Genomic DNA, 15609 nt, shown 5'->3' on the forward strand with positions numbered 1-15609 from the left:
GATCGAAAGTTATGGGGTGATGAAACAATTGATTTTATGGAACAATGTGCGTTATTAGGCAAAATGCTTACGGCATATTTGCCGCAACATAGGGTAATAGTGAAGAGTTAGATTTGATAACTAAATAACAAAATATTTATCTCTAACAATTATTAATTATTTGATATTTATTGATGGCTAATAATTTGTTTATCCGCGATTAACTCAGTAGATAAAAAATTTAGAGAGAGTAAAAAAGATTGTTTAAAAGCTATCAAAAAAGCTTTCAATAAAGGGTTAGTTGCATTAGTAATTGCAGCTACTGCTATTACGGGTGGAATTATTGTTTATGGGATTTCTCAGTTTGGGTTAGTTGGTCAACCTGAGAAATCTCAGCCAGTAGAAACCACGCCCAAAAGTCAAAAAGTGGCTGCGTTAGGACGACTAGAACCGGAGGCTGAGGTAATTAGCTTGTTTGCACCCTTGGCATTGGATGGCGATCGGGTTAAAGCCGGACAGGTGGTAGCAATTTTAGATGCACGCGAGCGATCGCTTGCAAACTGCTGTACTACAAGCCCAACAACAAGTCAGAGTTGCTCAAGCTAAACTCGCTCAAGTGCAAGCTGGAGCAAAAGCAGGAGAAATTCAGGCCCAGCAGGCAAGTGTTGAACGTCTCCAGGCCCAATCCCAAGGAGACAGAATAGCGCGAAGCTAGCTAAAGAACAAGGATGTACGATTTTGCTAGTTACCCACGACAATCGATCCTCGATATTGCCGATCGCATCATTTATATTATATGGAAGATGGTCAACTGAAGACTGGCAGCAAGTAATACCAATTCGTAGTTCGTCAAACTTACTTAAGAATGGCTGTTTAGAAGTCATTTATAAAGTCAAAGTCAAGATAAAATTGAATTTAGTAAGCAAAATACCTAATTGCTTTCTCAAAATACTTAAATGCTTTATCAAAATGCTTAAATGCTTGCTCATTTCAGTAGATTCAGCAAGTAAAAAGGCATATTGCTTTATCAAAATGCTTAAATGCTTTCTCATTTCGGTAGATTCAGCAAGCAAAAAGGCATATTACTTTCTCAAAGTGCTTAAATGCTTTCTCATTTCAGTACATCGCGCATTCATTTTGGCGTATCGTTGAGCCATTAGCTAGCGATGTCTACGACGGGCTACGCCTACACCTTCAATTCATTCAGCAAGAATCCTGCAACGGCTGACTGTACTAATATAGTTGTGTAAATTAGGTTTCTAACTCTTGTGATGTCAACTCAGTTTTCATGGACTAAACAGTGGTATCCTATTATTCCTTTAAGCTACTTAGATAATTTGAATCCCACTCCTATCACTCTTCTGGGGAAAAAATTGGTGATTTGGAGAGACAAAAATCAAAAGTGGATAGTAATGGATGATGTTTGTCCTCATAAGTTGGTGCGACTATCTATGGGAAGCGTCACTGAAGATGGAAACTTAATGTGTAGACATCACGGTTGGTGTTTTGATGGTGAAGGTAAATGCACTAAAATTCCCATGTTGGCTGGTAGCCAAGCAGAAGTAACTGCTTGTGATAGTTTCAGGTCAAGAGTTACAACATATCCTACACAAATTATCCAAGAATTGCTTTGGGTATGGGCAGATGATAGTTCAACAGCCTTTGAGGATTGTAATTCAAAGCAGCCAGCTACCATCCCTGCATCAGAACTAGATATATCTTCCTCCTCCTGGCAGATGACAGAAGTTCCGGTTGGTTACACTGTGTCTGTTGAAAGTACTTTTGATCCTTCTCATGCAGAATTTCTTCATGAAGGAATAGGTCTTTTTTCACCTAAAACAGCTGTGCCTATGGAATATTTTGAATCTGTTGGAGAAATATCTGCTCAAGAAGGTTTTACTCTCAAACATCAAGGCTACAATCTCTTCAACAAAGATATGGAGGCGATACGAAAGTTTACTCCACCCTGTTCTAATACTACTATATATCGTTACCCCAACGGCAAAACTAATATTTTTCAGTTGTATTTTGTTCCTACACAACCAGGTTATTGTAAGTATATTGGCAAGTCGATTTCTGATGGAAGTGCAGTTAAAAGAAATTTTTGGTTTAAGATTCTCCCAAAGGATTTACAAACTGGGTTACAGCACTTATCCACATACAAGCTAAGTGACCAAGATTTATCAGCTATGCATTCGCAGGAAGTGAATCAGTCATCATTAGATAAAAAATGGCAAAAGGCATACTTTATGCCTTCTCCTTCTGACGTAGGTATTATAACTTTCAGAAAATGGCTAGATGAATTTGCTGGAGGTAGTCCTTCATGGCAAGGATGCCAAGAAGGCAGTATTAAACAATTGAATGATGAACAACTATATGACCGATGGCATAGACATACAAAGCATTGCCCAAGTTGTCGTAATTCTGTGGTTTTTCTAGAAAAGGTACAAACCTTTAGTAATATTGGCATTCTGGTATTTGCACTATTAACACTAGTTTTTGTTTCAATAGGTGTGAACGTAAGTCTAGTGATTATATCAACAATAATTGCATTCTTGAGTTATTTTTTATCAGATAAATCTAACAATATCAAACAACTTTTTTTTAGTAGTATTCCCCAGAGAGGTTTACCTTTGGTTAAACTTTATGGCAGCAATAAGAAAATCTATGAATAAGGAATCGCCTCAGTTCATCAGCCATATTGTTTCAAGTTTACGGTCAATTGAGGGAATTACAGCGATCGCATTGGGTGGTTCACGGGCACGAGGCAACCATACCCTAAAGTCAGATGTAGATTTGGGGATTTATTACAATCCAGAAAAACCACCCGATTTAATTGCTCTAAATCGCCTCGCCTGTGAGCTTGATGATAACCATCGCGTAAATTTGATTACTGCGATCGGGGGATGGGGAAAGTGGATTAACGGTGGTGGTTGGCTTGTGGTAGAAGGTGTAGGTGTGGATTTTCTCTATCGCGATTTGGCGAAGGTCAATCGTGTGATTGATGATTGCCATAACGGACGCATTACTATTGATTATCAACCAGGACATCCTCATGGGTTTGTGTCCTCTATTTATATGGGGGAAATTGCTCTTTGTCAGCCACTTTACGACCCTGATGGTGTTTTAGAAGCTTTGAAGGTAAAAACAAAACTGTATCCAGTTGGGCTGAAACAGGCAACTATTGATACTTTCGCCTGGGAAATAAGTTTTTCGCTGTTGGTCGCAAAAAAGGCGATCGCACGCGATGATGTTGTTTACGCAGCAGGTTGTTGTTTCCGCAGTGTGGCGTGTATGAATCAGGTTTTATTCGCGCTCAATGAAGATTACCTGTTGAATGAAAAAGGGGCAATCGCAGTTGCTAATAGGTTTGCTATTTGCCCGCAGAACTATCAACAACGGCTTGAGCGAGCGTTTGCACTTTTAGCTGCCGATGCAAAATCAATAACTGAAGCGATCGCGATTCTTGAAGCGATTGAGGATGATTTGAGTCAATGGTATGGAAATCGGCGATTAGTAATGTAATATTCCCGTCCCTATACCCCACAAAAAAGAATAAATCATCTAAAAGTCTTTGAAAACAAAGACTTTTGTCATTGAGTACATTATTAATACATATTAATAGATGCAGTATTGCAGATGAGATATTAATAGATGCAGTATTGATTGAAAGTTAATTTAAGAGCCTAAAGGTATCAACAAACTATGCTTTAAACACGGAGTAAATCCTACCGTGAAATTTTTAATGCAAATAATACACTTACTTTCTAGTACTGGCTATTTCTGATTCTTATATTCACGTGTTCTGAATAATGCAGCTTAAAGGCGGGGACAAAAATCATATTATGAACAAAACCTTTGCAACCATCGACGGGAATGAGGCTGTTGCCCGTGTTGCTTACAAATTAAATGAAGTGATTGCTATTTATCCCATCACCCCCTCTTCAGCAATGGGTGAATGGGCAGATGCTTGGTCAGCAGAAGGTCGTCCCAACCTCTGGGGTACTATTCCTAGCGTCGTGCAGATGCAGAGCGAAGGGGGAGCGGCTGGTGCTGTACATGGGGCTTTGCAAACAGGTTCTCTGAGTACCACCTTCACGGCATCTCAGGGATTATTGTTGATGATACCCAACTTCTACAAAATTGCTGGTGAGTTGACTAGCGCCGTGGTTCACGTTGCCGCCCGCTCTTTGGCTACTCATGCTTTATCAATTTTTGGCGACCATAGCGACGTAATGGCAGCCCGCGCGACTGGCTTTGCCCTGCTGTGTTCCGCTTCGGTGCAGGAAAGTCAAGATTTTGCTCTTATTGCTCATGCTGCTACTTTAGAGGCGCGAGTCTCCTTTATGCATTTCTTTGATGGCTTCCGCACATCACATGAAGTGCAGAAAGTCAAACTGCTCTCAGATGATGATTTGCGATCGCTCATCCACGATAACTTAATACTCGCTCACCGCAGCCGCGCCCTCACCCCAGATCGTCCAGTATTGCGCGGGACTGCCCAAAACCCCGATGTCTACTTCCAAGGACGTGAAGGTGCTAACCCTTATTACAACGCTTGTCCAGAAATTGTCCAGCGGATCATGGATGAATTTGGAGAACGCACGGGAAGGCATTATCAAATTTATGAATATTACGGCGCTAACGATGCCGAGCGCGTTATCGTTCTGATGGGTTCAGGTTGTGAAACCGTCCATGAAACAGTAGATTACCTGAACGCCCGTGGTGAAAAACTTGGTGTAGTGAAAGTGCGACTTTACCGCCCCTTTGATATCCAAAGGTTTGTTGCAGTGTTACCAACTAGTGTACAAGCGATCGCAGTTCTCGACCGCACCAAAGAAGCAGGTAGCGCTGGGGAACCTTTGTATTTAGATGTAGTGGCTGCTATTCATGAGGCGTGGGGAGATAAAAGAGCAGGGGGAGCAGGGGAGGCAGGGGGAGAAAATACTTGCTCATCCCCTAAAATTATTGGTGGTCGTTACGGTCTTTCTTCTAAGGAATTTACTCCGGCGATGGTGAAGGGCATTTTTGACAATCTTGCTCAAGCTAAACCGAAAAATCACTTTACGATTGGGATTAATGACGACGTTAGTCATACTTCTTTGAGCTTTGACCCTAATTTCTCTACAGAATCGGATAATGTTGTTCGGGCAATGTTCTATGGGTTAGGTGCTGATGGTACTGTTGGCGCTAATAAAAATTCTATTAAGATTATTGGTGAAGAAACCGATAATTACGCCCAAGGCTACTTTGTCTACGATTCCAAGAAATCTGGCTCGATGACCGTCTCTCACCTCCGCTTCGGTAAAGAGCCAATTCGTTCCACCTACTTAATTGACCAAGCCAACTTTATTGGTTGTCATCACTGGGGATTTCTGGAACGCATAGATATTTTGAAGGCTGCTATTCCTGGGGCAACTTTGCTGCTTAACAGTCCTTATGATGCGGATACCGTTTGGGAATATCTGCCGCTAAAGGTGCAGCAGCAAATTATCGATAAGCATTTGAAATTATATGTGATTAATGCTAGCCAAGTTGCCCGTGACAGTGGTATGGGTGGCAGAATTAACACCATTATGCAGGTATGCTTCTTTGCTTTAGCGGGTGTCTTGCCGCAAGAAGAAGCGATCGCTAAAATCAAACAAGCGATTGACAAGACTTATGGTAAAAAAGGTGCAGAAGTTGTCCGTATGAACCTGCAAGCTGTAGACAACACCTTAGACAACTTGCATAAAGTAGATATCCCACAAACAATCCACATTTCTAACTCCTCACTTCTAACTCCTAACTCCTCACTTAACTCCGCTCCCGAATTTGTGCGAGAAGTTCTGGGCAAAATCATGATTTGGGAAGGTGATGACTTACCTGTTAGCAGACTACCATTTGATGGTACTTTTCCTGTAGGTACTGCCAAGTGGGAAAAACGTAACGTTGCCGAAGAGATACCTGTATGGGAACCGGATGTCTGCGTTCAATGCGGTAAGTGCGTTATGGTTTGTCCCCATAGTGCCATCCGTGCCAAAGCTTATCAAGCGGATGAGTTAATTAATGCACCAGCAACCTTTAAATCAACTGGTGCAAAAGATAAAGACTTTGCCAATCAAAAATTTACCATTCAAGTTGCTCCAGAAGACTGCACGGGATGTACGATTTGTGTAAATATTTGCCCTGCTAAAGATAAATCTGAGCCATCGCTGAAAGCAATTAACATGGCAAAGCAGTTGCCTTTACAAGAGCAAGAGCGGAAGAACTGGGATTTCTTCTTGAGTTTACCTAATCCTGACAGGCGATCGCTAAAATTAAACCAGATTCGCCAGCAACAACTGCAAGAACCTTTATTTGAATTCTCTGGTGCTTGTGCAGGTTGTGGTGAAACACCTTACTTAAAATTATTAACACAATTGTTTGGCGATCGCGCCGTCATTGCCAATGCAACAGGTTGTTCTTCAATATATGGTGGGAATCTTCCTACAACTCCTTGGACAATTAACGCCCAAGGACGCGGCCCCGCGTGGTCTAATAACCTATTTGAAGATAACGCCGAATTCGGTTTTGGCTTTCGTCTTTCCCTCGACAAACAAGCTGAGTTTGCGGCACAATTGTTGCAACAATTGGGAAGTGGGGAAATAGTTTCTGAGGATTTAGTTCAATCTATTCTCAAAGCTGAACAAAAATCTGAGGCTGATATTTGGGAACAGCGTGAAAGAATAGAACTGTTGCAGCAGAAGTTAGATGAAATCGTAACTTTCGATCCTAATCTCAAATCTAAAATCCAAAATCTCAAATCCCTTGCAGACTACTTGGTGAGAAAAAGCGTCTGGATTGTTGGCGGTGATGGTTGGGCTTATGATATCGATTTTGGCGGTATCGATCATGTAATTGCTAGTGGTCGAAATGTCAATATCTTGGTGATGGATACAGAAGTGTATTCCAATACAGGCGGTCAATCTTCTAAAGCGACGCCAAAAGCCGCAGTTGCCAAATATGCCGCCAGTGGTAAGCCAGCACCAAAAAAAGACTTAGGGATGATTGCCATGACCTACGGAAATGTCTACGTAGCGAGTGTAGCGCTTGGTGCTCGAGACGAACATACCCTGAAAGCATTTTTAGAAGCAGAAGCTTATAATGGCCCATCAATAATTATTGCTTACAGCCATTGCATTGCCCACGGCATTAATATGACCACAGGAATGAATCATCAGAAAACTCTGGTAGAATCAGGTCGTTGGTTGCTGTATCGGCATAATCCAGAGTTGCTTAACCAGGGTAAAAATCCTTTGCAATTGGATATGCGCTCGCCTACGCAATCTGTAGAACATTCGATGTATCAAGAAAATCGCTTCAAGATGCTCACCAAGAGTAAACCCGACGTTGCCAAACACTTATTAGAACAAGCCCAAGCTGAAGTAGATACACGTTGGCAAACGTACCAATATCTGGCAAAACGCGATATTCTCTGAATATTAACCCTAATTTTAGTTATAAAAATTGCGACTTAACTAACTCAAGTCGCAATTTTCGTTATAAAAACCCATTTTTTTTGTTACAAACATCAGAATTTTCGTTACAAAAAACCATTTTGGTTACTAAATTCATTATTTTTGTGACAAACATTAAAATTTTCGTTATAAAAAAACCATTTTGGTTACTAAATTCATTATTTTCGTGACAAACATCAGAGTTTTCGTTACAAAAGCACCATTTTAGCTACTCAAATCGTTATTTTCGTTACTAACGCTATGGTTTAAGGTGTGTTGAACCCAAACTTTAGTCAACAAACGCGCAAATGTTGGGTTTCATTCCTCAACACAATCTATAAAAAGAGTGCAATGTCTACGATGGACTGTGACGCTCGAATGCAAGAGCCTGTTGCAAACCAGACTCACTAACGCAACTCTTGGAGACGCTGCGTGTAGCTTGTTTCCCCGTAGGGATACGCTATCGGTGACGCAAAAACTTTATATAGCACTTCCTAAAATTCACTATAACTTTATCAAAATCACACCCAGCTTCTTGACAATGCTTAGATATTTATAAGAGTATTTAAGTGATTTAACGGTTATCAAAGTAATTTTTGCTTGCAAAGTCAGATCGGTTAACTAGCTGACACCAAAAGAGCACTATCAATACAATTCGTAATTGTAATATTGTAATTCGTGATTAAATTTTATAATTACGAATTACAAATTATTCAATTACTGCGATCGGTCGGATGTGGCAGCAGAGAGGCATCAAAGAGGGTAAGCGGGGAAATATTAATAGATAGCTCAATTTTAGAAGAGAGCAGGTGCGATCGCCCAATCTACAACGCAGTAACAAATTGACAATTTAATGGCAGTGCGGTAAAGGCTGGAAGAGCAAATTAGATTAGGATTTTCGTAAAAAATTCTGACCAAGCAGCTTGGTACTCAGCCTCATAGTACAGATTGGTGTAAATGAGCCACCCTTATAAAATGTCTAAAATCCTTATGCAATGGGAATTACGAATTACCCGTTCATGCAGCGTCTTGTAGAGAAGCGGTACAAGTGTCTTTGCTAATGACCAAGGACAAATAACTTATAAAAACTAAACTGGAGACATGATGGCAAATTCAACTTTTAACCTTTTAAATCTCAACGCCACTCAGGGCTTTGCTATTAACGACATCAATAAAGGTGACAGTGCACGAAGTTCTGTCAGCAATGCGGGAGACATAAATGGCGACGGCATCGACGATGTGATTATCGGGGTATTCCTTGCTTCCCCCAACGGCTTATACAGTTCAGGGCAGAGCTACGTGGTGTTTGGCAGCAAAGGCGGTTTTGATGACGAATTCAGCCTTTCCTCCCTCAACGGCACCAATGGCTTTACTATCAACGGCATCAATGAAGGTGACTTATTAGGCTCTGTCAGTAATGCCGGAGACATCAACGGCGACGGCATCGACGATGTGATTATTGGTGCACGCTCTGCTGACCCGAACGGCTCCAATTCAGGGCAGAGCTACGTGGTGTTTGGCAGCAAGTCTGGTTTTGATGCCCAATTTAACCTCTCTACCCTCAACGGAACTAATGGCTTTACTATCAACGGCATCAATGAAGGTGACTTCTCAGGCTGGTCTGTCAGCAGTGCCGGAGACATCAACGATGACGGCATCGACGACCTGATTATCGGGGCAGGCTATGCTGACCCTAACGGCTCTAATTCAGGGCAGAGCTACGTGGTGTTTGGCAGCAAGAACGGTTTTGATGCCCAATTCAACCTCTCAACCCTCAATGGCACTAATGGCTTTGCCATCAACGGCATCGAAGAAAATGACTTCTCAGGCTGGTCTGTCAGCAGTGCCGGAGACATCAACGGTGACGGCATCGACGACCTGATTATCGGGGCATTCCTTGCTCACCCCAACGGCTTCGGTTCAGGGCAGAGCTACGTGGTGTTTGGCAGCAAGAACGGTTTTGATGCCCAATTTAACCTCTCCACGCTCAACGGCACTAATGGCTTTATTATCAACGGCATCAATCAAGAAGACCGTTTAGGCTCGTCTGTCAGTAGTGCGGGAGATATCAACGGCGACGGCATCGACGACTTGATTATCGGGGCACCAGATGCCAGGCCCAACGGCAATTACTCAGGGCAGAGCTACGTGGTGTTTGGTAGCAAAGGCGGTTTTGATGCTCAATTCAACCTCTCTACCCTCAACGGCATTAATGGCTTTACTATCAACGGCACTAATATAACTTACTACTCAGGCTCGTCTGTCAGCAGCGCGGGAGACATCAACGGCAACGGCATCGACGACCTGATTATCGGGGGAGGATTGGGTTTAGGGGAGAGCTACGTAGTGTTTGGTAGCAAGGACGGTTTTCGTCCCCAACTCGACCTCTCCACCCTCAACGGCACTAATGGCTTTACCATCAAAAGCGCCACAGGTAGCTTATTTAGCTCCGCTGTCAGCAGCAGTGCGGGAGATATCAACAGTGACGGCATCGACGACCTGATTGTCAGCACACTATATGGCGACTTCAGCGGACCTTTTTATAACTCATTGCAGAACACCTACGTGGCGTTTGGCAACCGCGCTCCCGTTCTTGACCTCAACGGCAATTCAGAGGGAATTGATTTTAGCACTACCTTTAGCGGTACTCCCGTCTCCATCCTCGATCGCAATTTCACCCTAAGTGACAATAATACTACTACCTTAGCTGGTGTCACCATTACCATTACTAATCTTTTTAATGGCGCAGCCGAAAGTCTTAATGCCACTGCTATTGGTAACATCACTTCTACCTACAACCCCACCACGGGCACTCTCACCCTGAGCGGCACAGATACCATTGACAATTACCGACAAGTTCTTAACAGCCTTACCTACAATAATACTGCTGCCGCTACTGCTAACACTACAATTGAGTTTGTCGTTAATGACGGGCAAGGTTTTAGTAATACCAGTGCAGTAGCAACTACCACCTTGGGTATTGTCCAGAAATTCATCACGGGAACTAAGAGTGCAGATATCCTCATCGGCACACTCAACAACAACATTATCGATGGAAAAGCTAGTAACGATATCCTCACAGGTAACGGTGGTCAAGATAAATTTATCTTTCTCCCTGGCGATGGTATCGACACCATCACCGATTTTGGCGGCATTGGCAAAGGCACAAATCCTTCATCAGGGGTGATTTCTCAAGTTGACACGCTGAACTTTACAGGATTGGGATTAACTGCTAGAAATCTGCAATTAACTCAAAATGGTAACAATCTAGAAGTCACTTTTGAAGATATCGCCAACACCAAAGTCATCCTGCAAGACTTTCAACTAGAATACTTGGATAATTTACCAGTATTAGGTAGCAGAGCTGCGATCGGCAATATCCTGTTTGATGGACAGACTAACATCACTGACAGTTTTGATGTCTTCGATGCCAACTCCACTCAAACTAACTTGTTTAATAAGAATACGGTGACATTCCTCAATGACCTTAACAATAACATCACAGGTTTTGACGATTCCAATGATGTGATTAATGGTCAGGGAGGTGATGATATCATCAACGGCAAGGGTGGCAACGATTTGCTACGAGGCGGCGCTGGTAATGATACCCTCATTGGTAATGATGATACCCTCATTAGTGGTGAAGACTATGATACTCTCGTTGGCGGTGCAGGTGCTGATAGATTTGTGTACAAAAAGGATTTTTCCCAACTTTCTCCTTCTACTCTTGTAGTAAATACCATTAGTGACTTTAATAGTTCTGAAGGTGACAAGATTGTACTGGATATAACTTTCTTTAATGCCATTACCTCTGTTGCGGGAAATGGTTTTAGTAATACCAGTGATTTTCAAGTCACTAATTTAGCAGGCACTAGCACGGCGAAAATTGTCTATGACGCTGTGAGTGGGCAGTTGTTTTACAACCAAAATGGCAGTGCGGCTGGTTTTGGCAGTGGTGGTCTATTTGCAACTCTAACTGGTGCGCCAACTCTCACTGCATCAGATTTTGTCTTGCAAGTGTAGTTTGTCCAAAACACGAAACTACTAGCTCGGAATTTTGAAATTGAATCCTTTACTAATACCAATTCAATTAATGATTGCAACACATTTTTGGGTAAAGACGCGACGCCAGTCGCTACAACGGGGAGCCACTGCGGTCTTCTCCCAAGGGGAGACGCCAAGGGCGATGGGGTTTCCCCAAGTGGAGCAAGTGGCGTGGGAACCCCCGCAACGCGCTGGCTTATGAATCGCGTCTCTACAAATGGTCTATTTGTTGCATTCTTTTTTCCAATTGGTATAATAACTCTCGGCTATTTAGATAGACGAGTCATTTCAAACAATTGTTGGGCATTACTTCCTAGAAAAGCATCGAAAAGTACCTGCTTTCCAGATTCCATTTCTACTAGATAGCGCTGGGCAATTTCATAATAGGCGTAAGTCCAAGGAATCTGAATTTCTGCACCACTGTTATCATCTAATACTGTCACTATTTCGGTGACTGCTTGAGTCGCAGTTTGCCGCAAACCACAAGCAATATTTCCCTCTATCTCTGCTTTCATTGGTACACCCAGGTTAGCTAAAGCACTGGCGGTGGTATCAATATCTGGATATTCTGGGGTATTCTGTCCATTAACGTAACCTGTAAAGTGGTTGACAGCATATCCATGCAGCAACACCCAAGCCCCATACTGAGTAACCTGATTCACTTCTTCGACAACAGAACGCTGGGGAGGTAGCCAAGGACGGGTGAAGACTTGTTGGAGTTGTTTGGCGATAATTTCCAAGTCCGCGTCTTTTTGTAGAAGAGTAAGGGGGGAGATGAGTTTGTCTGGGATTGAAGATACTGTTTTAGAGATGAGTTGGGCAATATTGCTAGGCAATTCCTCGACAATCAACTCGCTGATAAACAGCTTGGGTAAATTAAATTCCTCTTGCTGCGGATGATGATAATGACGGGCGTACAAATGAGTTTGAGCAAAAATATACTCTCCAGCCGCCACATAACCCAAAGCTTCTGCAAGTTGTGCGAGGTAGTCAATTCCTAAGTTAAGTTTACCTTGTGGAGTATCTACTAATAAACGCAATGACCGAAAGGCGATGTGGTCGTTGGCGACAGTCCCACCCGCAGCAGTAATCATTTGCTGGTAGGTACGGGCATGATTTACCCTAGCGCTGTATTCTTGCCAAAGTAATTTCCATAAATTAAGGGCTATTTTATTTGTCATTTGTCATTTGTCACTTGTCATTTGTCATTTGTCATTTGTCGTTGGACATTAAGCACTGGTTATTTCTTTTTGTTCTTCCTAATATTTTAAGAGCTTAAAATCTCGCTGATAATCTGAAGGGCAGTTTGAATTTGGTTGCTGTCGATAACTAAAGGTGGACAGAAACGAATTGCTGCTTTACCGCAACCTAGCAATAATAAACCGCGTAAAAAAGCTTCTTGAATAATGCGATCGCGCAATTTATAATCGAGATTACCCTGTTCATCCAATAAATCTACCGCTACCATCAAACCTTTACCTCGTGGTGGTGATACTCTGGGAAATCTTTGATGCAATTGGGTAAGACTAGCTTGTAAGAATTCTCCCATCTGGGTAGCGTTGGTCATTAAACCACTTTCCAACAATCGCAATGTGGCAATACCAGCAGCACAAGCTACGGGATTACCGCCAAATGTAGTAGCGTGAGAACCAGGAGGCCAAGTCATTAACTCTGGTCTAGCAAGTATCGCTCCTAAGGGCATACCACTGGCGATACCTTTAGCAGTAGTAATGATATCAGGCATCACATTCCAATGCTCGATCGCAAATAAGCGACCAGTCCGCCCCATCCCTGCTTGTACTTCATCCACTACCATCAGAATACTGTAGCGATCGCATATCTCCCGAATTCGCTGCAAGAAACCATCTTCAGGTACGATATACCCACCTTCTCCTTGAATCGGTTCGACGACGATCGCCGCTACTTCTTGCGGTGGTAAAATCGTTGTAAATAGCTGTTGTTCTAAATAATCTAAGCTAGCGTGAGTGCCATAAGGGATATGAGTTACCCCAGGAACTAAAGGCCCAAACTTAGCTCGCTGCACTACTTTGGAACCAGTCAGAGACATCGCTCCATAAGTGCGTCCGTGAAATGCACCTAAGAAGGCTACGATTAGCGATCGCTTGGTGTAATATCGAGCTAGTTTGATGGCTCCTTCGTTCGATTCTGCCCCGGAATTGCTGAAAAATATCTTTGCAGGAAACCCAGCATTACCCTGTGGGTGGGGAAAGGGAGCGCGAATTGCTAATTGTTCCGCTAGTTCCACCATCGGCTCATAATAAAAATCTGTCCCTGACATGTGCAGCAGCCGCGCCGACTGTTCTTGAATTGCCTTGACGACTTCCGGGTGAGCGTGTCCGGTGGCGGTAACGGCAATACCTGCGGTCATATCCAGAAATACATTGCCATCCACATCTTCTACCATACAGCCCTGACCGCGAGATACAACTAACGGGTAATCGCGGGTATAAGAAGGAGAAGTTACGGCGCGATCGCGTTGTACAATTGCTTGAGCGCGAGGCCCAGGTAAGGAAGTTACTAAACGGGGTATAAGAGGTAAATTTAGGTTAATAGGAATACTTAACATAATTTTTTCTATTTTTTAAAGATTACTGATGATTAAACGCTAAAGCTTGATTGCTGACAGTAGCATTTGATTCTATTACTGTAAGAATTACGCATTTACCGAAAAAGCTTTATAGTAAAGATTTTCGTATTTTGTAAGACTTTGCCCGTGTTTATAACACAACTTCTGCGATCGCGTCATATTACATTTTTTGAAGCAAGCATAACAGTTGTACAAGCTACAGAACATTTGTTGAGAGAACCTGTATTACATCCACAGGAGAATTGCTATATGCAAAAATTAATACAAGTCTCTGAGATAATCAACCAATGACTTGGGCATTTGGACAAAAGTTACACCGCGATCGGTATGAAATTAAGCAACAGTTAGGACAGGGGAACTTCGCTATTACTTATCTTGCTGAGGATCGGGATGGCAAGAATGTTCTGATTAAAACATTGGATTCCAATTTGCTCAATCAATTAAGTAACGAAGACCGCGATCGCTTAAAATCAGGTTTTGCAGATGAATCCCGTAAACTAGCAATATGCAAACATCCGAATATTGTTCAAGTCATTGATACCTTCGAGGAAGGTGATTTAAAATGCATGGTCATGGAGTATATTCAAGGAGATAATTTAGCCAATATTGTCCAACCGCGAGGATTTCTCCCAGCAAAAGAGGCTCTAGATTACATCCAACAAATTGGGAAAGCACTCATTGCAGTTCATAAACAAGGATTTTTACATCGAAATGTGAAACCAGAAAATATCATTTTGCGGTCGGGTACGCATCAGGTTGTTTTGATAAACTTCGACTTAGCACGAAGATTCGTTGATAACCCAGTATCAAGTCGCGGTAACTTAGTTGACAAATTTACACCAATTGAACTGTATTCCAACTCTCCTAGACAACAGGCGCGGCGTAAACCTTGGACTGATATTTATTCTCTTGCGGCAACTTTATATTTTTTATTAACAGGAAAACTGCCAGAAAGTGCAATTGAGCGCCAAGATAACAATAAGCGTTTAATTCCACCTAACGAATTGAATGATAAGATTAGCGATCGCGTCAATCAAGCGATTCTCCACGCAATGGAACTACAACCCGACAACCGTCCCGAAACAGTAGAACACTGGTTAAAAGAATTGGGTTTAAACACAGCAAGTCTTTCTCTTCCCAAACTTCTTTGGAAACAGCCTTTATGGGCACGGATATTAGAACTTATGAGTGTATTAGCATTATTTGCAGCCTTGATATCAGGAATCAAAGATGGCACAGACTTATTCAAAGATTGGTTTCCAGGCAAACCAGCACCCCCGACACAACAAACCCCATCGTCTTCCACTCAACCACAAAATAGGTAGTAGGCCACGTCTACGCAAAAGTTAGTTTTGAAGTCACATTTGTTGCTTTTGCGACTCCAAAAGTTAGTTTTAAAGTCGCATTTGTTGCTTTTGCGACTCCAAAAGTTAGTTTTAATGTCACATTTGTTGCTTTTGCGACTCCAAAAGTTAGTTTTAATGTCACATTTGTTGCTTT

At 42.3% G+C, this 15609-nt stretch carries 8 protein-coding genes and 2 pseudogenes; 8 read left to right on the forward strand and 2 right to left on the reverse strand.

Annotated elements, in window-relative coordinates:
• Window positions 1-198 precede the first annotated feature (198 nt).
• The 7 genes and pseudogenes from RM049_RS01845 to RM049_RS01875 form a co-directional block, all read left to right on the forward strand.
• Window positions 199-682 (forward strand): annotated as a pseudogene (locus RM049_RS01845) (hypothetical protein); the annotation flags it as partial.
• 5 nt (window positions 683-687) lie between these two features.
• A pseudogene (locus tag RM049_RS39190) lies at window positions 688-811 on the forward strand (ABC transporter ATP-binding protein); the annotation flags it as partial.
• A 439-nt stretch (window positions 812-1250) separates the two neighbouring features.
• The gene (locus RM049_RS01855) at window positions 1251-2654 is read left to right on the forward strand and encodes a Rieske 2Fe-2S domain-containing protein (RefSeq protein WP_322703050.1); all 1404 of its coding nucleotides are present in this window, start codon (window positions 1251-1253) and stop codon (window positions 2652-2654) included.
• Window positions 2647-3504: a nucleotidyltransferase domain-containing protein gene (locus tag RM049_RS01860; RefSeq protein WP_322702957.1), complete on the forward strand. Its 858-nt coding sequence runs from the start codon at window positions 2647-2649 to the stop codon at window positions 3502-3504. The genes RM049_RS01855 and RM049_RS01860 overlap by 8 nt, the downstream gene beginning before the upstream one ends.
• A gap of 320 nt (window positions 3505-3824) precedes the next feature.
• Window positions 3825-7439, forward strand: a complete 3615-nt coding sequence (gene nifJ, locus RM049_RS01865; protein ID WP_322702958.1) for a pyruvate:ferredoxin (flavodoxin) oxidoreductase — start codon at window positions 3825-3827, stop codon at window positions 7437-7439.
• Window positions 7440-8558: 1119 nt separating this feature from the next.
• On the forward strand, window positions 8559-11480 hold the full coding sequence (locus RM049_RS01870; protein ID WP_322702959.1) for a hypothetical protein: 2922 nt from the start codon (window positions 8559-8561) through the stop codon (window positions 11478-11480).
• Between the two features lie 70 nt (window positions 11481-11550).
• Window positions 11551-11703 carry a hypothetical protein gene (locus tag RM049_RS01875; protein ID WP_322689548.1) on the forward strand — a complete coding sequence of 51 codons (153 nt, stop codon included), beginning with the start codon at window positions 11551-11553 and terminating at the stop codon, window positions 11701-11703.
• Window positions 11704-11767: 64 nt separating this feature from the next.
• Here the strand turns inward: RM049_RS01875 and RM049_RS01880 are convergent, their stop codons facing one another.
• Together RM049_RS01880 and RM049_RS01885 are read right to left on the reverse strand one after the other, a co-directional pair.
• Complete coding sequence (locus RM049_RS01880) at window positions 11768-12682, reverse strand: DUF1338 domain-containing protein (RefSeq protein ID WP_322702960.1); 915 nt, start codon at window positions 12680-12682, stop codon at window positions 11768-11770.
• A gap of 86 nt (window positions 12683-12768) precedes the next feature.
• Window positions 12769-14088 (reverse strand): acetyl ornithine aminotransferase family protein, encoded by a 1320-nt coding sequence (locus RM049_RS01885; RefSeq protein ID WP_322702961.1) that lies wholly within the window; start codon window positions 14086-14088, stop codon window positions 12769-12771.
• A gap of 308 nt (window positions 14089-14396) precedes the next feature.
• Between RM049_RS01885 and RM049_RS01890 the strand changes: the two genes are divergently transcribed.
• Window positions 14397-15434 carry a serine/threonine-protein kinase gene (locus RM049_RS01890; protein ID WP_322702962.1) on the forward strand — a complete coding sequence of 346 codons (1038 nt, stop codon included), beginning with the start codon at window positions 14397-14399 and terminating at the stop codon, window positions 15432-15434.
• The last annotated feature ends 175 nt before the right edge of the window (window positions 15435-15609 follow it).

It is taken from the genome of Nostoc sp. DedQUE04, assembly GCF_034530995.1.
Lineage (GTDB): Bacteria > Cyanobacteriota > Cyanobacteriia > Cyanobacteriales > Nostocaceae > Nostoc.

What these genes read in the sequence shown, in the direction of transcription:
- RM049_RS01855 (WP_322703050.1), top strand. Translation starts at nt 1,251, where the DNA reads ATGTCAACTCAGTTTTCATGGACTAAACAGTGGTATCCTATTATTCCT.
- RM049_RS01860 (WP_322702957.1), top strand. Translation starts at nt 2,647, where the DNA reads ATGAATAAGGAATCGCCTCAGTTCATCAGCCATATTGTTTCAAGTTTA.
- nifJ (WP_322702958.1), top strand. Translation starts at nt 3,825, where the DNA reads ATGAACAAAACCTTTGCAACCATCGACGGGAATGAGGCTGTTGCCCGT.
- RM049_RS01870 (WP_322702959.1), top strand. Translation starts at nt 8,559, where the DNA reads ATGATGGCAAATTCAACTTTTAACCTTTTAAATCTCAACGCCACTCAG.
- RM049_RS01875 (WP_322689548.1), top strand. Translation starts at nt 11,551, where the DNA reads ATGATTGCAACACATTTTTGGGTAAAGACGCGACGCCAGTCGCTACAA.
- RM049_RS01880 (WP_322702960.1), bottom strand. Translation starts at nt 12,682, where the DNA reads ATGACAAATAAAATAGCCCTTAATTTATGGAAATTACTTTGGCAAGAA.
- RM049_RS01885 (WP_322702961.1), bottom strand. Translation starts at nt 14,088, where the DNA reads ATGTTAAGTATTCCTATTAACCTAAATTTACCTCTTATACCCCGTTTA.
- RM049_RS01890 (WP_322702962.1), top strand. Translation starts at nt 14,397, where the DNA reads ATGACTTGGGCATTTGGACAAAAGTTACACCGCGATCGGTATGAAATT.